General features: G+C 65.8%; 15 protein-coding genes. 6 read left to right on the top strand and 9 right to left on the bottom strand.

Going from position 1 to position 21,087, the window contains the following annotated elements; all coding sequences use genetic code 11:
- Positions 1 to 19 precede the first annotated feature (19 nt).
- Positions 20 to 529 carry a RidA family protein gene (locus tag RCH14_RS14575; RefSeq protein ID WP_343026816.1) on the top strand — a complete coding sequence of 170 codons (510 nt, stop codon included), beginning with the start codon at positions 20 to 22 and terminating at the stop codon, positions 527 to 529.
- Between the two features lie 67 nt (positions 530 to 596).
- Positions 597 to 3,074 (top strand): TonB-dependent receptor, encoded by a 2,478-nt coding sequence (locus tag RCH14_RS14570; protein WP_343026815.1) that lies wholly within the window; start codon positions 597 to 599, stop codon positions 3,072 to 3,074.
- Between the two features lie 9 nt (positions 3,075 to 3,083).
- On the opposite strand, the gene RCH14_RS14565 is transcribed toward RCH14_RS14570, so the two are convergent.
- Complete coding sequence (locus RCH14_RS14565; RefSeq protein ID WP_343026814.1) at positions 3,084 to 3,980, bottom strand: rhamnan synthesis F family protein; 897 nt, start codon at positions 3,978 to 3,980, stop codon at positions 3,084 to 3,086.
- Positions 3,981 to 4,220: 240 nt separating this feature from the next.
- On the opposite strand from RCH14_RS14565, the gene RCH14_RS14560 reads away from it, so the two are divergent.
- Entirely contained in the window at positions 4,221 to 4,922 is a 702-nt protein-coding gene (locus RCH14_RS14560) for a pirin family protein (protein ID WP_343026974.1), read from the top strand.
- A gap of 54 nt (positions 4,923 to 4,976) precedes the next feature.
- Here the strand turns inward: RCH14_RS14560 and RCH14_RS14555 are convergent, their stop codons facing one another.
- Positions 4,977 to 5,900: a LysR substrate-binding domain-containing protein gene (locus tag RCH14_RS14555; protein WP_343026813.1), complete on the bottom strand. Its 924-nt coding sequence runs from the start codon at positions 5,898 to 5,900 to the stop codon at positions 4,977 to 4,979.
- Between the two features lie 176 nt (positions 5,901 to 6,076).
- Here RCH14_RS14555 and RCH14_RS14550 point away from each other — a divergent pair, with 176 nt between their 5' ends.
- On the top strand, positions 6,077 to 6,682 hold the full coding sequence (locus RCH14_RS14550; RefSeq protein ID WP_343026812.1) for a DedA family protein: 606 nt from the start codon (positions 6,077 to 6,079) through the stop codon (positions 6,680 to 6,682).
- A 22-nt stretch (positions 6,683 to 6,704) separates the two neighbouring features.
- On the opposite strand, the gene RCH14_RS14545 is transcribed toward RCH14_RS14550, so the two are convergent.
- The 5 genes from RCH14_RS14545 to RCH14_RS14525 all read right to left on the bottom strand — a co-directional run bounded on the left by RCH14_RS14545 (position 6,705) and on the right by RCH14_RS14525 (position 16,550).
- The gene (locus tag RCH14_RS14545) at positions 6,705 to 7,619 is read right to left on the bottom strand and encodes a diguanylate cyclase domain-containing protein (protein WP_343026811.1); all 915 of its coding nucleotides are present in this window, start codon (positions 7,617 to 7,619) and stop codon (positions 6,705 to 6,707) included.
- Complete coding sequence (locus tag RCH14_RS14540; RefSeq protein WP_343026810.1) at positions 7,616 to 11,173, bottom strand: response regulator; 3,558 nt, start codon at positions 11,171 to 11,173, stop codon at positions 7,616 to 7,618. The genes RCH14_RS14545 and RCH14_RS14540 overlap by 4 nt, the downstream gene beginning before the upstream one ends.
- 327 nt (positions 11,174 to 11,500) lie before the next feature.
- Positions 11,501 to 13,747 (bottom strand): TonB-dependent receptor, encoded by a 2,247-nt coding sequence (locus RCH14_RS14535; RefSeq protein ID WP_343026809.1) that lies wholly within the window; start codon positions 13,745 to 13,747, stop codon positions 11,501 to 11,503.
- A 204-nt stretch (positions 13,748 to 13,951) separates the two neighbouring features.
- The gene (locus tag RCH14_RS14530; protein ID WP_343026808.1) at positions 13,952 to 14,905 is read right to left on the bottom strand and encodes a DMT family transporter; all 954 of its coding nucleotides are present in this window, start codon (positions 14,903 to 14,905) and stop codon (positions 13,952 to 13,954) included.
- A gap of 46 nt (positions 14,906 to 14,951) precedes the next feature.
- Entirely contained in the window at positions 14,952 to 16,550 is a 1,599-nt protein-coding gene (locus RCH14_RS14525) for a methyl-accepting chemotaxis protein (RefSeq protein WP_343026807.1), read from the bottom strand.
- A 313-nt stretch (positions 16,551 to 16,863) separates the two neighbouring features.
- Between RCH14_RS14525 and RCH14_RS14520 the strand changes: the two genes are divergently transcribed.
- A complete protein-coding gene (locus tag RCH14_RS14520) occupies positions 16,864 to 17,175 on the top strand; it encodes a hypothetical protein (RefSeq protein WP_343026806.1) in 312 nt (103 codons plus the stop codon).
- A gap of 396 nt (positions 17,176 to 17,571) precedes the next feature.
- Complete coding sequence (locus RCH14_RS14515) at positions 17,572 to 18,207, top strand: TetR/AcrR family transcriptional regulator (RefSeq protein ID WP_343026805.1); 636 nt, start codon at positions 17,572 to 17,574, stop codon at positions 18,205 to 18,207.
- A 114-nt stretch (positions 18,208 to 18,321) separates the two neighbouring features.
- On the opposite strand, the gene lpdA is transcribed toward RCH14_RS14515, so the two are convergent.
- A complete protein-coding gene (lpdA, locus tag RCH14_RS14510; RefSeq protein ID WP_343026804.1) occupies positions 18,322 to 19,725 on the bottom strand; it encodes a dihydrolipoyl dehydrogenase in 1,404 nt (467 codons plus the stop codon).
- Positions 19,726 to 19,728: 3 nt separating this feature from the next.
- Positions 19,729 to 21,087: a dihydrolipoamide acetyltransferase family protein gene (locus RCH14_RS14505; RefSeq protein ID WP_343026803.1), complete on the bottom strand. Its 1,359-nt coding sequence runs from the start codon at positions 21,085 to 21,087 to the stop codon at positions 19,729 to 19,731.

Raw genomic sequence — 21,087 nt, 5'->3', positions numbered from 1 at the left:
TGCCCATGAAAGCCATCCAATGACATTTTCCGCTCTCCGCTTTACCTCGTGCCTGGCCGCTGCGCTGCTGCTGGCCCCCGCCATCGTTAGCGCCGCAGCCACGGACATCGTGCGCCACAAGATCCCGAACTCGGATTTCCCCATTGCCCTGGCCGTGTCGGTGCCGCCCGGCGCGACCATCCACTTCATCAGCGGCCAGGTGCCGCCCATTGTCGACAAGGCGGCCGGCCCCGACACCATCGCGGCCTTTGGCGACACCCGGACGCAGACCGTCGGCGTGCTGCAGAAGATCAAGGAGATCCTCGCCGGCATGGGCCTTGGCATGGGTGACGTCGTCAAGATGCAGGTGTTCCTGGTGGGTGATCCGGCGCACAAAGGCCGCGCCGACGTGACCGGCTTCATGGCCGGCTATACCCAGTTCTTCGGCGGCGCGCAGCCCAACCTGCCGGCGCGCGCAGTGATGCAGGTCGCGGGCCTGAGCAATCCTGGCTGGCTCGTCGAAATCGAAGTCGTGGCCGCAAAAAAATAAGTGGCGCGGCGCCAGCCCGGCCGCGCCAACCAGACCAATAACAGACTACGCCAACCAGGGAATCACCATGTACAAGACCATCATTCATACCAGTGTTGCAGCCGCCATGCTGTCGTGGGGCGTGGCTGCCCACGCCGCCGACAAGGCACTTGATCCAGCCATCGAGACGGCGGCCGCCGCCGTGGCGCCGGACGCGCCTGCAGTGGCCAGCGCCGGGGTCGTGATCGTCACCGGCACGCGCGCCGCCGGCCTGACGGTCGCCGACAGTGCCTCGCCGATCCAGGTGCTCGACGCATCGTCGCTGGCCCGCACCGGCCAGCCCGACCTGATTCAGGCGCTGGCCCAGAACCTGCCGTCGCTCAACGCCCAGGCCTTCGGCAGCGATATGGCGGCCATGACGTTGTCGGCGCGCCTGCGCGGGCTGTCCCCGAACAACACGCTGGTGCTGGTCAACGGCAAGCGCCGTCACGGCACTGCCAACCTGGCCGTGCTGGCCGGTGCGTTCCAGGGCGGCGCCGCCGCCGATCTGAACTTCATCCCGGTGGCGGCCATCGAGCGCGTGGAAGTGCTGCAGGATGGCGCGGCGGCGCAGTACGGCACCGACGCGATCGCCGGCGTCATCAACATCATCCTCAAATCCAATTACCGTGGCGGCAGCGCGAATGTGAATGGCGGCGGCTACATGGATGGCGGCGGGCACACCGGCGACGGCATGGCCAATCTCGGCCTCACGCCGTTCACCGATGCCTACCTGTCGCTGACGGCAGAGACGAAGTACCACGGCTTCTCGCAGCGCGGCGGCATCGATCCGCGCGTCGTCGATCCGGCCACGATGGCGGCGATGCCGTCGCTGGTGAATGCGCCGGGCTACCCATACCTGAACAAGATCCAGGGCGACGCCCAGTACCGCCAGCACATCTTTGCTGCCAATTTCGGCGTCGACCTGGGCGGCGACACCGAGTTGTACAGCTTTGCCACCTACGGCAAGAAGGAGGCGCGCGCCTTCGAGAACTACCGCATGCCCAACCGCCTGCCCACCATTTACCCGCTGGGTTTTAGCCCGCAGGAGACGTTCGACGAAGAAGACTATGCGTTCACGTTCGGCATCAAGGGCAAGGTGTTCGGCAACTGGAACTGGGACTTGTCGAGCACCTACGGCAAGGACGTGGCCAAGCTGGGCGTGGCCAACTCGGCCAACATCTCGCTGTTTGCAGACACCGGCGCGACGCCGCTTGACTTCGCCGTCGGGCAATTCCAGGCCAGCCAGTGGACCAACAACCTCGACCTGCGCCGCGAGTTCGACGTCGCCATGGCCACGCCGCTCACGCTGGCGCTGGGCCTCGAACACCGCCGCGATACCTACGCGATCGTCGCGGGCGACGCCGCGTCGCGCTACAAGGAAGGCGCGCAATCGTTCCCGGGCTTCTCGCTGACCGACGCCGGAAAACACAGCCGCAACAACAAGGCGGTCTACGCGAATATCGCCGTACAACCCGTTGCCGGCTGGACCGTCGACATCGCCGGGCGTTTCGAGGATTTCAGCGACTTCGGCAACGCCAAGGTCGGCAAGCTCACGAGCCGCTATGACTTCACGCCGGACGTGGCCGTGCGGGCCACCTACAGCAACGGCTTTCGCGCGCCGACGCTGGCCGAATCGTTCTACTCGGCCACCAATGTGTCGCCGCGCAGCGCCTTCGTGCAGCTGGCCCCGAATTCGCCGGGCGCGCGCCTGGTGGGCATCGATGGACTCAAGCCGGAAGCGTCCACCAATATCAGCGCGGGCCTGGTGCTCAATCCCGCTGCCGGCGTGGCCGTCACGCTCGACGCCTACCAGATCACGATCCGCGACCGCATCGTCGGCAGTGGCTCGCTGTACGGTTCGGGCGGCGCCATCAATTCGCCGGCCGTCACGGCCGCGATCCTTGCCAACGGCAATGTGCTCGATCCGACCGTCGTACAAACCGGCATCAACATCTTCACCAATGCGGTCAATACCCGGAGCCGCGGCGCCGAAGTGGTGGCGACCCTGAGCAGCAACTACGGCGCGTACGGGCGCGTGGACTGGTCGGCGGCGGCCAACTACAACAAGGTTGAGGTCATCAAGATCAACCAGGCGCCGACGCAGCTGGGCGCACAGACGCTGCTCGACGCCACCGCGATCTCGCACCTGGAAACGGCCTCGCCCAAGGTGCGCGTGAACCTGGGCGGCTTGTGGCGCATCGGCGACTGGACCGTGAACCTGCGCGAGAACTACTTCGGCAAATCGTCCGAACAGTTCTCGACCGACGGCGCGGTGTATCGCGAAAACCGGATCAAGGCGAGCCTGTTGACCGATCTGGAAGTGAGCTACCAGATCAGCAAGGCGTGGAGCGTGTCGCTGGGCGCGAACAACCTGTTCAACGAGTACCCGGACAAGGTCAATTCGTTGACCCTGGCCGAGCAGCGCGCCAATCTGGACAACGGCGCGGTGACGATCTATCCGGGCTTCTCGCCGTACGGCATCAACGGCGGTTACTACTACGCGCGCGCGGCCGTGAAGTTCTGATTGCGCGTGTCAGACGTCGAGCGGGTGGCCGTGGCGGGCCAGCCGCTCGAGGACGACATCGCGGTCGATGTAGTTGCTGCTCTTGGTCAGCAATGCCCGCTTGAGAAACGGAAAGCCCGCATCGAGCAGTTCCATCGGCTTGACCAGCGTCGGGTTGTGGACCTGGTTGGCGTCGCTGTACCATAGCGCGCCGACCGTCATCGAGCGGGCTGCCACGCGCGCCAGGCGGGTCTCCTGCAGCGCGATCACGTCCTGCGGCGCGCTCAGGGCGCCGAACGGAAAGAACACCGACGCCAGGCGCGCCATGCGTGCCGGGGTGACGCCGCGAAGGCAAAAGGCATACGACTGCACATGGTTGGTCAGTTCGCTTGAGGCCGTGAAGCCGGTCAGGTCCCAGCGGCTGTCCTCCAGCACGGGGCGAAGGGGCGTAAATGGCCCGAACACCGAATCGTTCATCACGATGACGTCGGCACCCGGCGAATGGCGACTGAGATGGCGCAGCGCCAGCGTGTACGCCGAAAAATCATAGCCCGGCGTCGCTTTCCATAACAGCGCGTCACACAGGTCCGGCAAGTCGGCCGGCATGCGGCCCCGGTCCGCGCAGCTGCACACCACGAGGATTGGCAAACCTTCTTCGCGCAGGCGTGCCAGCGTGAAGCGGTGCGCCGGATGCAGGCTGCCATCCGGCGCAAACAAGAAGTACACGATCCATGCCGGCATCGCGCCCGCTGGCACCACCACGCGCGATGCCGGGCGTCGGTGCACGGCGCGCACGAGGCGCTCGACCATCTGGCGCCGCTCCCAGCGCATGACGGGCGACGGCGTGAAGTCCCAGTCTCTGGTGACCCCATCGAGGCTGAGCGCGTCGTGCGCGTGGGACGTTGTGGCGTATGTGTTGTGCATCATTGTAAATATGCTACCTGAGCACGGCGCGACGGGCGCGCACGTTTCAATCGTGCTCGCCCTGGCGCCTTAGCTCTATCATCGAAAATATCGATGATAGAAGCGCAGATAACTCGTTTTTCATCGTGGGAGATGGGCTGCATAATGGCACCATCGCATCGAGAGCAGGGCAAGAGTCTGAAGGTGGCGATAACCCGCCAAGATTCGAGCAGCTCGATGATCCCATCACGAAAGGAGCACATGATGTTGAACGTCCGTAAAAGCAATGAACGCGGTGGCGCCAGTTTTGGCTGGCTGAACTCGCAGCACTCGTTTTCGTTTGGCCATTACCACGATCCGAAACACATGGGGTTCGGCCCGCTGCGCGTCATCAACGATGACCATGTCGAGGCCGGCCGTGGGTTCGATTCGCACGGTCACCGCAATATGGAAATCATTTCGTATGTGCTCGAAGGTGCCCTGGCGCACAAGGACAGCATGGGCAACGGCTCGGTGCTGCGCTACGGCGACGTGCAGGTCATGAGCGCCGGGACCGGCGTCGTGCACAGCGAATTCAACGGCTCGGAGACCGAAGGCGTGCACTTTCTGCAGATCTGGATCGAGCCGAACGAGATCGGCGCCGCACCGCGCTACGAAGAAAAGCACTTCGACGCGGCGTCGAAGACCGGCAAACTGCGCGTGGTGGCCTCCAACGATGGCCGCGATGGCTCGGTGTCGATCCGCCAGGATGCGTCGATCCATGCCGGTATCTTCAACGGCGCCGATGCGGCCACGCATGCGCTGGCCGATGGCCGCCAGGCGTATGTCCACGTGATTCACGGCCAGATCACCGTCAACGGCGTGGCGCTGGGCGGTGGCGATGCGCTCAAGGTCAGCGGCGAGGCGGCCGTCACGCTGGGGCAGGGCGAGGCGGCCGAAGTATTGGTGTTCGATCTGCCGCAGTAACACTGTCAGGCAGCATGGCAGCAACGCCGCCCCCAGCCGGGGGCGGCGCGCCGTCTACAGGGGCGTACACGGATCGACGGCCATGCGCGCGAATGGTGAACCCGTGCGCATGCGCTCGATCCACCAGGTCAGCGCCGCGCCATCCTCGGTGCTGCGCCAGGCCAGATAAAAAGTTTCGTCGGGCTTGGGTTCGACCACCTGTTTCTCGATGAGCGCGCCGCGCGCGATGGCCGGCCTGGCCCAGGCCTCGGGCAGGAAGCCGAAACCCAGTCCCTGCAGCTGGAATTCGTACTTGGTGCGCATGTCGGGCACGGCCAGCGTGGCTTGCCCGAACAGGATGCCGACGGTGCGCGCGCCCAGCACGCGCGCCGAGTCCGACACCGTGATCGCCCGGTAGGGCAGCAGATCGGTTTTGTCGAGCGGATGGGCGATGGCGGCCAGCGGATGGTGCGGCGCAACGGCGAACACGAAGCTGCTCGAGCCGATCGGTTCGGCCGTGTAGCCGCCGCCCGACGGGCCGTCGCCGGCGGCGCCCACGAGCAGGTCGACGCGGCGATCGAGCAGGGCGTCCCAGGTGCCGCCCAGCGACTCGCGCACGATGCGCAGGCGGGTGTGGTCGGCCACGTCGTAGAACGCTTCGATGTCGCGCTGCAGGCCGCCGGCGGCCAGCACCGAATCCATGCCGATGGCGAAGTCGGTTTCCCAGCCCGAGGCCACGCGCCGCACGCGCGACTCGAGGTCGCCCGCGGCGCGCAGCAGGTAGCGGCCTTCCTTGAGCAGCGCCTGCCCGGCGGGCGTGAGCGTGACCTTCGGCCCGAAGCGGTCGAACAGACGCACGCCCAGGTCCTCCTCGAGTTTGGATACCGTATATGAAATGGTGGACGGCACGCGAAACAATTCCTTGGCCGCGCCGGCGAACGAGCCGCGGCGGGCGATGGTGTCGATGATCTGCAGGGCGTCGAGGCTGAGTTTGAGCAAGTAGGCTTTCTGGGGTCGGTGTCCAGCCATGGTAGCGGCAAGCGCCGTTACCACCAAGCCCCGGGGCCAAAACGGGGCCTGTCAACGACAGTGCCGTCCTGCATGGGCAGCAGAACAGATGTCTTGTTTTGAAAATTGGTATCGTGGAGGCTGACCAATGATATGGAGTACGTCCCGTGTTCGAATTCATCACCGAGTTCATGCAGAAAACCGGTTATCTGGGGGTGTTCGCCCTGATGGCGCTGGAAAACATTTTCCCCCCGATTCCTTCCGAATTGATCATGCCGTTTGCCGGTTTCGTTGCCGCGCGCGGCGACCTGAACGTGATTGGCGTGCTGCTGGCCGGCACCGCCGGCTCGGTGGCCGGCGCGCTGCCGTGGTATTACGCGGGCCGGGTCTATGGCAAGGAACGGCTGGAAGCGTTTGCCGACAAGCACGCGCGCTGGATGACGGTAACGCATGGCGACATCGAGCATGCGATGGCCGCGTTTGAAAAGCATGGCAAGAAGGTGGTCCTGCTGGGGCGCCTGATTCCGGCGATCCGCACGCTGATCTCGGTACCGGCCGGCCTGGCGAACATGTCGATGGTGCAGTTCCTGCTGTTCTCGACGATCGGTTCGCTGATCTGGACCGGCATTCTGACCGGCGCCGGTTACGCGCTCGAAAGCCAGTACGAGCGCGTTGCGCAGTATGTCGACCCGGTCTCCAAGGCCGTCCTGATCGGCCTGCTTGGCTGGTACCTGTATCGCGTCGTGACCTTCAAGGCGGGCAACCGGGCTTGACGGCCGCTGCGATGTCGAGCCGTCAGGCGCTGACGCGCCACCACACCTGGTCGCGCCCGGCCTGCTTGGCGTGATACAGCTGCGCGTCGGCCGCTTCGAACAGTTCAAACTGTTGTTCGCTGCTGGCAGGGTCGAGCGTTGCGCCGCCGATGCTGACGGTCAGCACCGGCGCGACATTCGACGATTCATGCGGGATCGCCAGACCCGCGATGGCTGCGCGCAGCGCTTCGGCCAGCGCATGGGCGCACTGCGCATCGGTCTCGGGCATCAACAGCAGCAGTTCTTCGCCGCCGTAGCGCGCCGCCAGTTCACCGGGTCGGTGCATGGCCGCGCCGGCGGCGCGCGCCACCGAGCGCAGGGCGCGATCGCCGGCCGGATGGCCATAGCGGTCGTTGAACTGCTTGAAGGCGTCGATGTCGAGCAGGGCCAGCGACAGCGGCTGCCCGCTCTGGCGGGCGCGCTGCCATTCCAGGTCATACACTTCGTCGAAGCGGCGCCGGTTGGCCAGCTCAGTCAGGCCGTCGATATTGGCGAGGCGCTCGAGCATGCGGCGCTGGCGCACGACCTGCAGGTGCAGCGCCACGCGCGCCATCACGACGGTCTGGTTGAATGGCTTGACGATATAGTCCGACGCGCCCATCTTGAGGCCATTGGCTTCGTCTTCTGGCCGGTCCAGGCCGGAAATGAAGATGATGGCGATGTGCGCCGTCTGCGGATCCCCGCGCAGCCGGCGCAGCACTTCGTAGCCGTCCATGTCCGGCATCATCACGTCGAGCAGGATCAGGTCGGGCAGGTGGCGCCCGGCGCGCTCCAGTGTCTGGACGCCGTTACGGGCCAGCAGCACCGTGTAATCGGGCTTGAGCAGCTCGCCCAGCACTTCGCGGTTGATGGCGTCGTCGTCGGCGACCAGCACTTTCTGCGACTGATCGATAGTCATTGGCTCCCTTCCAGGCTGAGATCGAGTTGTGCGCCCAGGGCCGCCAGCGGCCCTACCGCCGCAGCATACTCGATCTCGGCCACAGCGCGTCGTACGGCGGCCAGTGCTTGTTCGACGGGATCGGCGTGCGTCCCGGCGCCCAGCAGCAACTCGAGCTGCGCCAGGGCGTCCTCGGCGCGTGCATCGTCGGTGCGCAGGTAGCCGTCCAGGCGCGCGATCACCAGTGGCAACGCTTCCGGATCGCCCGCTGTCGGCAGCGCCAGCGCCGCCATCCGGGCCAGGCCCGACAGCACCGTCTCGGCCGCACCGACCAGGGCAGGGACCTGGATGCCGACGCGCTCGAACTGGCCGGCGCGCAGGTCCTGCTCGAGGCGTGCGGCCGCGCTGCTCAGTTCAAACGCGCCCACGTAGGCGCCGCTCGACTTCAGGTTGTGCGCCAGCGATTGCAGGCGCGTATGGTCGCCTGTCTGCAGCGCTTCGCGCAGGATGCGCGGGGCGCTGGCGTACTCACGGATGAAACTGCTGGCGCGCTTTTCCAGGCGGCTGCGCTGGCCGTCGACATTCTCCAGCGCCGTGCGCCAGTCGATGCCCGGCACTGCAGGCAGCGGCCGGCCGGGTGAGCGCTGCACTGCAGACGGGGCGGGCCCGGTGCCGGGCAGCGCCGTGCGGCCCTCCAGGCGCGCCGGGTCGATCCATTTGAGCAGCGTGCAAAACAGCAGATCCGGGTCGATCGGTTTGGTCACATGGTCGTTCATGCCGGCCAGGTGGCTCAGGGCGCGGTCGCTGGCCAGCGCGTGCGCCGTCATGGCCACGATCGGCAATTCGCGCAGGCGTGGGTCGAGCCGGATGGCGCGCGTCGCCGTCAAACCGTCCATTTCGGGCATCTGGATGTCCATCAGGACCAGGTCATAGTCCCCGGCCAGCGCCATGCGCACCGCTTCGGCCCCATTGAAGGCGACATCGACCTGCATGCGCGCGGCAGCCATGAAGTCGAGGGCGACTTCGCGGTTGTTGTCGTTGTCTTCCGCCAGCAGGATGCGGGCACCGTTCAGGCGCGGCAGGTCCGCCAGCGCCGGCAGGTCGTTGTCGACCGTGTCGATCGTACCCAATTGCGGGTGGAGTACCTGCAGCAGGCTGTGGTACAGGAGCGCCGGGCCGACCGGCTTGTGCAGGAAGGCGTCGATCGGCAGCTCGCCCTGGCCTTGCTCGTGCATCACTGTCTCGCGCGTGCAGGCCGAGATCATCAGGATCGCCGGCGGGGGCGTCGTGTCGCCCTGTGCCTGTGCATCCAGGCGGATGCGGTGGATGGTCTGCATGCCGTCCAGGCCCGGCATCAGGTAATCCATCAGCACGATCTGGTACGGCGTCCCGTCGCGTGCAGAGCGCGCCAGCAGCGCCAGGCATTCGTCGCCCGAAGCGGCCGTATCTGCCTGCACGCCCAGGCCAGCGAGCATTTCGGCCAGCGCCCCGCGCGCGGTGGCACTGTCGTCGACCACCAGCGCGCGCACGTCCAGCAAGAGCGCCTTGCGCTGCGCGCTGTCGGCGGCATACCCTTCGGCGATCCCCAGCTGCACCGTGAAGGTAAAGCTGCTGCCGACGTCTGGCGTGCTGCGCGCCGAGATATCGCCGCCCATCATGTCGACCAGCTGGCGCGAAATCGACAGGCCCAGGCCAGTGCCGCCGTACTTGCGGGTGGTCGAGCTGTCGGCCTGGCTGAACGAGACGAACAGGCGCGCCAGCTGCTCGGGCGTCATGCCGATGCCGGTGTCGCTGACCGTGAAGGCCAGCACGATCTTGCTGTCGTCGGTGCGCTGCGCTTCGACCGCCACCACGATCTCACCGCGCTCGGTGAACTTGACGGCGTTGCTGGTGAGGTTGATCAGGATCTGACCAAGGCGTAGCGGGTCGCCAATGAGGCGTTGCGGCACGCCGGGGCCGACCCGGAAAATCAGCTCGATGCCCTTGGCGTCGGTCTTCACCCCGGTCAGGCTCGACAGGTGACCGAGCATGTCATCAAGGTCGAACGGCACCGCTTCCAGTTGCAGCTTGCCCGCTTCGATGCGGGAAAAGTCGAGGATGTCGTTGATGATCCCCATCAGGTGCTCGCTCGCGCCGAGGATCTTGCTCAGGTAATTGCGTAGCAGCGGCGCTGGCTCGCTCATCAGGGCCAGGCGGCTCATGCCGATGATGGCGTTCATCGGCGTGCGGATTTCGTGGCTCATATTGGCCAGGAATTCCGACTTCATGCGCGTGCTGGCTTCGGCGCGCAGCATCGCCTGTTGCATCGCCACGGTGCGCAGGCCCAGGATGCGCATGAATATCAGCATGTCGAAGGTGCTGCCGAACACCAGCGCGTGCATGGTCCAGAAGTTTGCCGGGAGCTTGCCGTTGATGAGCTGTGCGGTCGTGAACGCGGCCGAAAATGCCACCGCCCAGCCGATCAGGAAGTAGATGCCGACCGCGTCGCCGCCCCGCGCGCGCCGGTAGGCGCCGGGCAAGCCGAGCAGCATCGGCATGATGCCCAGCGTGCCGACGATCAGGACCAGATATTTGTGGTTGATGATGCCGGTGGCGAAGCCGATCGCCGTGACCAGGCACAGCGCGGCCAGCGTCTTCATCATCCGGCTGAAGATACGGTCCCGGCCCGGCCGCGCGAGCGATTGTTCGACGAACAGGTAGGCGCCGCACGATGCCATGATCGACGCCAGACCGGCGCCGTGTTCGAGCATCCAGGCGTTGCCAGGGTACAGATACTGGCCGGCGATGCCGAACCAGGCGGCCGAATACAGCGTGACGCCGGTGGCTTGCAGCGCGTACTTGCCGAACAGCGGCTCGCGCAGCGAATACCACTGGCCCAGCGCGTACAGGATCAGCGTCAGGCGAAGGCCCAGCAGGATGCCCTGCATCAGCTGCTCTCCCAGCTCGCCCGACAGGACGGCGTCAGGTTGCCTGAAGCTGATCGGCAGGATCTTGGGGCCGAGCGTTTTCACGCGCAGCAGCACGGTGTAGTCGGTGCCGGGCGCCAGGCGTAGCACCGCGCCGGGCACGCGGCCATTGAGTGCATCGCCCGACTGCTGCTGCATGCGCCCGACGCTGGCAATCTTGCGCAAGCCGTCCGGGAACTGCACCCAGACGTCCACTTCGTCGAGCAGCGCGAAATCGATCTGCATCACCCAGCCATTGGTGGCGTTGCGCGCCACCGCAATCGGGATCCGGACCCAGGTCGTCCCCGGCTGCATGCCCAGGCTGGCGGCGGCGGTCGTTGGCCGCGTAAAGCGCGCCCCGGCGGCCAGTGCAGCCGCGGCGTCGATCTCGTTGGCCGGGTCTGCCAGCGTCGTCACGGCTGGCCAGGCATCGACGACGTTGGCGTCGCGCGTGAGCTGCAAAGTCTGGGCCATGGCCGGCGCCGCGCCGGCCATGCATGCGAGGAACGTCAACACCAAACCGACGACCCGCAACCCTGCCTCGGCGTTCCAGCCGCGCAGCCAAAGCGCGAGCAGGGTAGCGGCGAAACCTGCAGCCCGGGGAGACAGGACAGTTGGCGTGGGCATCATCTTCGGATTCATTGGTGTGAGGCGCACTCTTTTGGGTTGAAACGGCGTCTGCACCCGTAACTTGACAATCGGTTCTTGCAGTATTGACAGTCTAACAGGTAGTCCCTGCAAGCAACAGTATTGCGATTCGCGGGTGTGCAACTGTTGCACGACCGGTGTCCCGACGGTGACCCCGATTCGAGGGCGCACGGCTGACCAGGCCGACGCTGTGCGCCCGGTCAGGCGCGCTTTCAGACAAGGCATCCACCAAGATGCCTTCCAGTTCGTACGCCAGGCGGTGGCAGTGTGGTGCACGTCCACGTTACGTCAATGCGCAGCGCTCGCGAATCAAAAGCGCAGATCGAGGCGCAGATCGGCCGTGCGCGGCGCTGTCGGCGTGGTCATGCCAAAGCTGTCGATGAGGGCCGGACGCACCGAATTTTCGAGGTTGCGCACGCGCGCCAGCAGGCTCCAGGCGCTGCCGGTCGGGGCATAGCGCAGCGTGGCGTCGGTGCTCGTGTGCGCCGGGATCCGGTACTCGAGCAGCTGGCTCGGGATCGTGATCACGTAGTCGGCGCTGCGGCGCGAGAACACGCCCGCATGCAGCTGGCCGCCGAACAGGCCGAAGCGATGTTCGTAGCCGAGCGTGTAGACATGGCTCGGCGCGCGATCGAGCTTGCGGCCGGCCCACGAGACGGCCGGGGTCGGGTTGTACGACACGTAGTGCGCGTCGAGCGCGCTCGCGCCGTAGCTGAGGCGCCCGTTGCTGCCGATGCGGATCTCGCCGTCGAGTTCCAGGCCGCGCGAGCGGGCGACGCCGGCGTTGCCGGTCAGGATGCGCGGTGCGCCCGAGACGATGGCGGTGCCGCTCAGTTGCAGATTCGTGTAGTCATACACGAAGGCGGCGGCGTTGACGGTGACACGTCCGCCCCACAGACGCGACTTGAGGCCAGCTTCGTAGGCGCGCAACTCTTCCGGCTGGTAGTACAGCGCGCTGGCCGGGACCGCCGCCGCCGCCGGGCACGCGATGCCCAGTGCGGTGCTACCGGCGATGCAGCCGTCGTTGAAACCGCCCGCCTTGTAGCCGGTGGACAGGCTGCCATACAGCAGCGTCGTGGGCAGGAGGTCAACGTCGGCGCCCAGGCGCCAGGTCGTGCGCGCGGTGTGCAATTGCGCCGCATTGAGCAGGCGCCGGTCGGTGGCAGCGTTGAACACGGGGCCTTGCTGGAAATCGGTCGAGCCGACCCGGTCCTTGTCGTCCTCGGTGCGGCGAGCGCCGGCAGTCAGGCGCAGGCCGTCGGCCACGCGCCAGGTCAGCTGGCCGAACACGGCGCGGCTGCGCGCTTCGGTCACCAGCGGAAACGCGTAATACCGCGGCAGGCCGACCGGTTGCAGGCCCTGGAACGCATACGACGTGTCGGACGTTTCGCTGAAGTAGTACAAGCCGCCCTGGGCGCTGAGCCTGCCGGCGCCATTGGTGGCCAGGCGCAGCTCGTGCGAATCCTGCGTGTTGTGGCCATCGTAGTCGTTGATCACGCCAAGGGCGAGCCGCGGGGCCACGCGGTAGTAGTAGTTCTGGCGGATTTCCTGGTCCAGCTTGCGACGCGCGCCCAGGTAATACAGCGTGGCAGGACCAAGGTTCCAGCGCAGGTCGGCGGACCAACCCTGGGCCACGCGGTCTTGCCAGCCCTGCACCGGCGTCATGTTCGGCGGGCGGAAGCTGTTGGTCAGGCGTTCGTCGGTCGTGCTGTCGCGATACACCGGCTTGCCACTGGCCACGCCGGTGTAAAAGTTTGTGTCCGGCACGAAGCGATCGTTATTGCCTTCGGCCTGGCCATAATCGTAGCGCAGCACCAGCGTGGCGTCGCGGCCGATGGCCAGCTTCGCGCTCAGGCGCGCGTCACGGTCGTCCCCGTCCATGCCGGGCCGCAGCTGCGTCCCCTGGCCGTTGTTCAGGTACGGGTCATGCGTCAACTTGCTCAGGGCGGCGCGCAGCGACAGCAGGGCGTTGACCGGCACATTGATGACGCCATCGACCTTGCGCCGGCTGTAGGTGCCCGCTTCGAATCCGACCGCGCCCTCGAAGCGCTCGCTCGGCAGGTTCGAGATCACGTTGACCAGGCCGGCGGTCGTGTTGCGGCCGTACAGCGTGCCCTGCGGGCCACGCAGCACTTCGATGCGCTCGACGTCGAGAAAGTTGCCGCTCTGGCCGGCGGGCCGGGCGATATATACGCCGTCGAGCATGAAGGCGGCCGATGGGTCGCCCTTGTCGGTGCTGTCGCTGTTGCTGATGCCCCGGATCGTCAGGCGCAGGCCCGAAAAGGCCTGGTCGATGTAGACATTCGGCAGGCGCGGGCCGATGGTGCCGGGACTGTCGGCGCCAAGGTCGCGCAGTTGTTCGCCAGACAGGACGCTGATCGCGAGCGGGCTGCGCGATGCCAGGGACTCGCTGCGCTCGGCGGTGACGATGACTTCCGGCACGGCCAGGCCGTTTTCCTGTGCGGGCACGGTGTGCGCGGTGGCGATACTGCAGACCATACCTGATACGGCCGCGGCCAGCAGCGTGCGCGCCGGTCGGACTGGTGTTGCTGTCATTTGTGCGACTCCCCGTGGGACCGATGCGTCGCCGTGATGGGCAATGCATGTCCAGTGTTGTTGTTTTTAGTAAATTTAGTTGCGCTAGGCAATTCCTCGCTCGGGAGTCTAGCAGCACATGACGACGTGAAAAAGACCCGGGAAGTTAATTGAACAAAAATGACACTGGCACGCAACGGTGCGTCTACGTGCCTGATCAAGTTGTCAATCAAGGTCCTGGCGGGGGCTGGTCAGCTCGTCATCCTTGAAGTCGCCGTGCAGCCTGATGGACCAGGCCACACCGACGATCATCAGCGCGACTGCTGCCAGTTCGAGCGGGCGCGGCGCGGCGCCGCGGTAGAGGCACCCGTACAGCAGCGCGAACAGCGTCTCGAACAGGATCAGCTGGCCCGTCAGCGTGACCGGCACGCGGCGGCTCGCCACGTTCCAGAAATGGTTGCCGATGACCGACGCGCCCAGCGCCAGCAAGGCATTGCAGGCCCAGAACAGGGTCCAGTCGCGGGCGCCGGTCTCAGGAGCGCTGGCATTGCCGAACGCGAGCGGCGCGAGCACGAGAGACAGCACGCCCGTGGCCAGGCCGTACAGCGCCGACCATTCACCGCTGCCCAGATGGGGGTTGTTCTTCAGGTAGCGGGCATTGTCGAGCGCATACCAGCTCCAGCACAGCAAGGCGCCGGCAGCGCACAACATGCCACCGGCGATGGCGATGCCGGAGACATCGACCGGTGCATGCGTCAACGTGTCGAGGTTGATGCAGGCAATGCCGGCCGCAACCAGCAGCAGCGGGGCCAGCATGCGCCGCAGCGGCACGGCGCCCCGATCATGGCGACCGAGGAGTGTGACGACCAGTGGCACCATGCCGACGATCAGTGAGGTCGGCGCGACGCCCGCGTATTGCACGCCATACGCCAGCAGCACGTAATACACCAGGTTGCCGGCCAGCGCATGGCGCGTCAGTGCGTACAGGTCGGCCCGGCGCAGGCGCGTGGTCAGGGCGCGCAGGCGCGGGCCCACGAGAACGAGGGCAATGACGCCATAGGCCAGGTAGCGGCCGACTGCCAGTTGCAACGGCGTGAACGCGGCCAGATAGGCCGGCGCAATGAACACGATGCCCCACATGGCACCAGCCAGCAGGCCGCACAGCACACCGATACCCATTTGATCTTGTCTTGTAACCTTGTCAGCCGGGCATTCTAGCAGCGGCTCAGCCTGCCAAGGCGATGCGGGATGCCGGCTGCGCCAGGCGCGTGCCACGTGTGGCGCTCGCATCGAGGCGGAATGTGGCAACCACGGATTCGAGCTGGCCGGCCTGTTCGCGCATCGCGTCGGCCGCCGCTGCCGCTTCTTCGACCAGTGCAGCGTTCTGCTGCGTGACGCGGTCCATCTCGACGATGGCAGTGTTGACCTGCTCGATGCCGGCCGTCTGCTCTTCGCTGGCGGCGGTGATCTCGTTCATGATCACCGTGACCTGGCCGATGCTGTGGACGATCTGCTCCATGTTCGTACCAGCCAGATCGACCTGGCGTGTACCTTCGCGTACCTGGGCAACGGAATGATCGATCAGGCCCTTGATTTCCTTGGCTGCTGCTGCCGAGCGGTGCGCCAGCGTGCGCACCTCGCCGGCAACGACGGCAAAGCCACGACCCTGCTCGCCGGCACGGGCCGCCTCAACCGCGGCATTGAGCGCCAGGATATTGGTCTGGAAGGCGATGCCGTCGATCACGCCGATGATGTCGACGATGCGTTGCGACGAGGCGTCGATGCGGCCCATCGTGCCGACCACGTCGGCGACCATGCGGCCGCCTTCGCCGGCCACGCTGGCGGCGGTGGCCGCCAGACTGTTGGCGCGGTGGGCGTGCTCGGTGTTCTGCCGAACGGTCGAGGTCAGTTCTTCCATCGAGGCAGCGGTTTCTTCGAGCGAGCTCGCTTGCTGCTCGGTACGGGCCGACAAGTCCTGGTTGCCGCTGGCAATCTCGCCCGACACCTGCGCGATCGTCGCCGTGCCGTCGCGCACTTGCCCGACGATGCCCGCCAGGTTCGTGTTCATGCGGCCCAGCGCATCCATCAACTGGCCGACTTCGTCGCGTCGGCCGGTCTCGAAGCGGCTGGTCAGGTCGCCGCCAGCGACGCGTTCGGCCACCTCGACTGCGGTGCGCAGCGGTAGCGTGATCGAGCGGGTGATGAACCAGGCGCAGGCGATGCCCAGCAGCAGTGCAACGCCAGCCAGCGCGAGCAGGATGACCTTGGTAGTGGCATACGCGTCGATAATCGTGGTCGCGACACCGCTCGTCGCGGTGCTCTGCATGTCGGCGAACTTCTGGACCACGGCCAGGTAAGACGTCGTGCGCGGCACCATCTGGCTGCGGTAGATATCATCGAGCTGCGCCTGGTCGCCCGCGCGCTTGGCGGCGAACAACGCGTCGCGCGCCGCGATATAGGCTACCCGTTCCTGCTTGACGAATTCGAGTTGCGCGCGCACGGCTGGATTGGCGAGCGACGCATCGATTTCTTTCTGCAGCTCGGTCGAGCGCGCCGTGATGGCGGCGCGCCGCGCGGCCACCACGTCGAGGATCGACGCATCCGGAGCGTGGTACACGGTCTCGTTGATGGCCGAGTTGACTTCGATATTGCGACGCCATTCGGCGATGTTGCGCTGGTTTTTCATGCTGGTGTGGACCAGGCGATCGGTCAGGCTACTGGCCTTTTCCATGCGCGTGTACGAGGTTGCGCTGATGGCGATGAGCAGCGCGAGTACGATCGCGAAACCCAGCCCGAGGCGGGCGCCTAACTTGAGATTTTTCATTGAGAATGTCCTAGGAGTCATACAGTGCAGCGCTTGATGGCCAGGCTGCGAATGGCAGAACGCTAACTTCGCCCGGAGACTCATCCAGACATGGGCTGCGCCTGATGGCGCGGTTCCCTGTAAGTATAACCACGCATCCTGCCTAAATGTTGCATGTCGGCAAAATTACAACTCAGTAGTGCTACCGATTGTGAGTATTGACCGATGCTGACTACCGTGTGTTCCCAGTCCTACACAGCGCGAGGACGCGCGCCTATTGCGGCGGCATGAAATCGGCCTAAGATGATCCGACACACAATACGAGGAGCTCACTATGCCAATCAGCAACGACAACAAGGATCAGGATATTCAGGGCCGCAAGTGGGATCAACTCACCACCGGTACCACCAGTGTTGCGACGATGGGTGCCGGCTCAACCGGCGATGTCGCCGGTAGCGGCAGCAAACAGGCGGCGCCTCCGGTTGGTACTGTGCCCGAAACAGGCTCCCAGGCTGGGCGCACCGACGATCTGCTTGCAGGTGGCTCGAGCGAAGAGCAGGGTGATGAAGGTTTCCAGGGCAAGACCGACGCCAATGGCACGCAAGGCAGCCAGTCGGCAGCGGGGACCGGCAACGGTAACAAATAAGCACGTATGCGGCGCGGTGCGCCATCTGGCGCATTGCGTGTACCGGTTTCCACACCGGCCCTTGACCTCATCAAATGCTTCTGCGCCTACTCGCTGACGCGGCCGGGGTGGACGAAAATGGTAATGCATTGATTGCCTTCCCGATAAGGTTCTCAGCGCGCGACGCATGGCAAGCTGCCAGCTAATCCAGTGTTGATGTGAATTCGATTGTTGCAGCAGCGCTCGGCCCGACCTACTCTAAAGACTGCTCAGAACAAGTGTTACAGCGGTTAAAACGTTGACGCAGACCGTGTCTTACACGCTGGTCAGCAGCCGGCACGACACGAACGTGATTCCGCCCCGTCCTGACATGACTGATTGTCATCATTATTAGTGATAATGTGTCAGAATATTGCAATGACTCAAGAGTTTTCAAACACCCGCTCATATCGCGGACAGACACCGGAACAGCGCCGCGCCGAGCGGCGCAGCCGACTCATTGCCGGTGCAATCAGCGTGTATGGCGAGCGGGGGTATCACAGTGCGACCGTCAAGGCTGTTTGCGACACTGCAGGTCTCACCGAGCGCTACTTCTACGAATCGTTCGCGAACAGCGAAATTCTTCTGATCGATTGCTACAATTTCGTCACGGATTCGGTGTTGAAAAAAATCCTGCTCGCCGGCGAAACTGCGCGCGGGGGCAAGGCCGCGCGCTCACGAGCCATGCTCTACGCTTATTTCTCTATACTGCAGAGCGAGCCGCGTTCGGCCCGCGTCTTCCTGTTGGAGATACGTGGCGTCAGCGTCGCCGTCGATCGTACGTTCGACGATTCTCTACGTCAAATCGGCAAGTCAGTGGCACGCCTTCTGGCGCCGGAAGCGCTGGACGATGAGTTACTACAGGCAGGGGTAATCGGTGGTGTGATTCATATAGCCATGCGCTGGATCGCTTGCGGCTACGAGCCACCCATCGACCGGGCCGTGTCCACCGCGCTGCGCCTTGGCACCGTGCTGGCCAATCCGCGCCGTGTTGCGCCGCGCAGCGCGGATTGAACCAGCGTCGTACGACGGGCGCACGAACGGTCCCGACGGTTGGCACCCAGCGCGGCGCCCTCGACAGCGCGCAAGATCAACCCACGGCCGTCCCTGCACGGGACGGCGCCGGCGTCAGATATGCAGTGCGTGGCCCAGCGCGCGCAGCGCTGCTTCCTGCACCGCTTCACCGAGGGTAGGGTGTGCGTGGATCGTGCGCGCCACGTCTTCCAGCTGCGCGCCCAGCTCGATCGACTGCGTGAAGCCCGCCGCCAGCTCGGCCACGCCGACGCCCACCGCCTGCCAGCCCAGGATCAGGTGATTGTCCTTGCGCGCGACCACGCGGACAAAACCGTCGGTACTCTCGATCGTCATTGCCCGGCCGTTGGCGCTGAACGGGAAGCTCGCGCTGATGGCGTCGATACCAGCCGCCGCGGCCTCGCCAGGGGACATGCCGGCCACCACGATTTCGGGATCGGTGTAGCACACGGCCGGAATGGCGGCCGGATGGAACCAGCGCCGCTTGCCGGCAATGATCTCGGCCACCATCTCGCCCTGCGCCATGGCGCGGTGCGCCAGCATCGGTTCGCCCGTCAGGTCGCCAATGGCCCAGACATTGCGCATCGACGTGCGGCATTGCTCGTCGACCTTGACCGCGCGCCCGTTCATGTCAAGCATCAGGTGCTCGAGGCCCCAGCCGGTGGTTGCCGGCTTGCGGCCCACGGCCACCAGCACGCGATCGGCTTCCAGGTAGGCTTCCACGCCGGACGCGTCGCGCACCTTGACGCGCTCGCCCTCCATGCCCAGCACCGACGTCGCCAGGCGCACCTCGACACCGAGGCGTTCAAGTGAACTGGCAACCGGCTTGACCAGGTCCGCATCGTAAGCTGGCAAGATACGCTCGGCCGCCTCGACGACGGTGACCTGGCTGCCCAGCTTGCGAAATGCGGTGCCCAGCTCAAGGCCGATGTAGCCGGCGCCGACCACCACCATGCGGCGCGGGACGTCGCTCAATGACAGCGCTTCGGTCGACGAAATGACCGGTCCGCCAAACGGCATGAACGGCAGTTCGACCGCGTGCGAACCGCTGGCCAGCAGCAGGTGCTCGCAGCGGATGCGCACCGGCTCTTGGCCGCTGCCTTCGTGCGGCTGCACCTCGACCGTCTTGCCGTCGAGAACACGCGCCCAGCCGCGCACGACCCGCACGCCCTGTTTCTTCAGCAGCGCGCCGACGCCCCCGGTCAGGCGCTTGACGATGCCGTCCTTCCAGGCCACCGTCTTTTCAAGGTCGATGCTGGGCGCGTCGACCCTGATTCCGAGCGGCGAGGTTTGCGCCGCATAGTGCACGGTCTTGGCGTACTCGTCGGCCGCGTGTATCAGCGCCTTCGATGGAATGCAGCCGATGTTCAGGCAGGTACCGCCCGGCTGCGCGCCTTCGACGAGGACGGTGGGGATGCCGAGCTGACCGGCACGGATGCCCGCCACGTAGCCGGCCGGACCGCCACCGATGATCAAGAGTGTCGTATTGATTGTCTCCATCGCTTACTCCACGAACAGGGTGGCAGGAAATTCGAGGTAACCCCGGATCGACTGCACGAACTGGGCGGCCACCATGCCGTCGATGACGCGGTGGTCGAACGAGGATGACAGGTTCATCATCTTGCGCGCCACCATCGCGCCGTCACGGATGACGGGGCGGTCGACAATGCGGTTCACGCCCACGATGGCGACCTCGGGCCGGTTGATGACCGGCGTGGTGACGATGCCGCCCAACGCGCCCAGGCTCGTGATCGTGATCGTCGAGCCGGTGAGCTCGTCGCGCGTGGCCTTGCCGCTGCGGGCGGCTTCGGCCAGGCGCGCGATTTCGGCGGCGCTCGACCACGGGTCACGCGATTCGGCGTGCCGCACGACCGGCACCATCAGGCCCGATTCGGTCTGCGCCGCGATGCCGATGTGGGCCGCGTCGTAGGTCGTCAGCGTATTGGCCTCGTCGTCGTAGCGCGCGCTCATCATCGGGTAGCTGCGCAGCGCCAGCACCACGGCGCGCATCAACAGCGGCAGCAGCGTGAGCTTGCCGCGTTCCTGCCCATAGCGCGCATTGAGTTGCAGGCGCAGTGCTTCGAGTTCGGTCACGTCGACTTCTTCGACGTAGGTGAAGTGCGGAATGTTGCGCTTGGCTTCCTGCATCTTCTCGGCGATCTTGCGGCGCAGGCCAATGATCTGCGTGGCTTGTTCGCCATGCTGCTCAGAATAGCGTTCGTCCATCGCGCCACCCGCCGCGCCGCCGCGGCGCCCGGCCACGTGGGCATCCAGATCGGCGTGCGTGATGCGGCCCGCGGGCCCGCTGCCGGGCACGAATTGCAGCTCGACGCCCAGATCCCAGGCGCGCTGGCGCACGGCCGGCGGGGCCAGCGGTTTTTCGCCGTCGGCGCGGAGTAGCGCGCCGGACGCGGCCCGAGCCGGCGCGGCTTTCGCCTGTGCCGGCTTCGTTGGTACTGCTGCCGGCGCAGCAGCAGGGGCCTGCGCTGGCGCTGCGGTTGCCGACGCATGCGCCGCCACGGCCTCGAGCTGCGGTTCGGCCACTTCTTCGGCCGGGGCAGTCGCAGCGCCCGATTGCACGGGTTCGCGGCGCGCCTTGTCGGCGCTGACGTTGCCGGCGCCGGCGACTTCGAGGCGGATCAGTTCCGCGCCGACGGCCAGCGATTGCCCGATCGCGCCGCCCAGGCTCGTGATCGTGCCGGCGACGGGCGATGGAATTTCCACCGTCGCCTTGTCGGTCATGACGTCGGCCAGCACCTGGTCTTCGCGTACCGTGTCGCCCGGCTGCACGTGCCAGGCCACGACTTCCACTTCAGCGATGCCTTCGCCCAGGTCCGGCATCTTGATGACATGAATCCCCAT

It is taken from the genome of Massilia sp. MP_M2 (assembly GCF_039123635.1).
Classification (GTDB): Bacteria; Pseudomonadota; Gammaproteobacteria; order Burkholderiales; family Burkholderiaceae_D; genus Telluria.
Note: the sequence above shows the minus strand (reverse complement) of the source record. Positions and strands in the feature narration are given on the sequence as shown.

Excerpts from the sequence above, each read along its gene's own strand:
- RCH14_RS14575 (WP_343026816.1), top strand. The coding sequence starts at position 20 with ATGACATTTTCCGCTCTCCGCTTTACCTCGTGCCTGGCCGCTGCGCTG.
- RCH14_RS14530 (WP_343026808.1), bottom strand. The coding sequence starts at position 14,905 with ATGGGTATCGGTGTGCTGTGCGGCCTGCTGGCTGGTGCCATGTGGGGC.
- RCH14_RS14565 (WP_343026814.1), bottom strand. The coding sequence starts at position 3,980 with ATGATGCACAACACATACGCCACAACGTCCCACGCGCACGACGCGCTC.
- RCH14_RS14520 (WP_343026806.1), top strand. The coding sequence starts at position 16,864 with ATGCCAATCAGCAACGACAACAAGGATCAGGATATTCAGGGCCGCAAG.
- RCH14_RS14525 (WP_343026807.1), bottom strand. The coding sequence starts at position 16,550 with ATGAAAAATCTCAAGTTAGGCGCCCGCCTCGGGCTGGGTTTCGCGATC.
- RCH14_RS14545 (WP_343026811.1), bottom strand. The coding sequence starts at position 7,619 with ATGACTATCGATCAGTCGCAGAAAGTGCTGGTCGCCGACGACGACGCC.
- RCH14_RS14505 (WP_343026803.1), bottom strand. The coding sequence starts at position 21,087 with ATGGGGATTCATGTCATCAAGATGCCGGACCTGGGCGAAGGCATCGCT.
- lpdA (WP_343026804.1), bottom strand. The coding sequence starts at position 19,725 with ATGGAGACAATCAATACGACACTCTTGATCATCGGTGGCGGTCCGGCC.
- RCH14_RS14570 (WP_343026815.1), top strand. The coding sequence starts at position 597 with ATGTACAAGACCATCATTCATACCAGTGTTGCAGCCGCCATGCTGTCG.
- RCH14_RS14515 (WP_343026805.1), top strand. The coding sequence starts at position 17,572 with ATGACTCAAGAGTTTTCAAACACCCGCTCATATCGCGGACAGACACCG.
- RCH14_RS14540 (WP_343026810.1), bottom strand. The coding sequence starts at position 11,173 with ATGATGCCCACGCCAACTGTCCTGTCTCCCCGGGCTGCAGGTTTCGCC.
- RCH14_RS14535 (WP_343026809.1), bottom strand. The coding sequence starts at position 13,747 with ATGACAGCAACACCAGTCCGACCGGCGCGCACGCTGCTGGCCGCGGCC.
- RCH14_RS14560 (WP_343026974.1), top strand. The coding sequence starts at position 4,221 with ATGTTGAACGTCCGTAAAAGCAATGAACGCGGTGGCGCCAGTTTTGGC.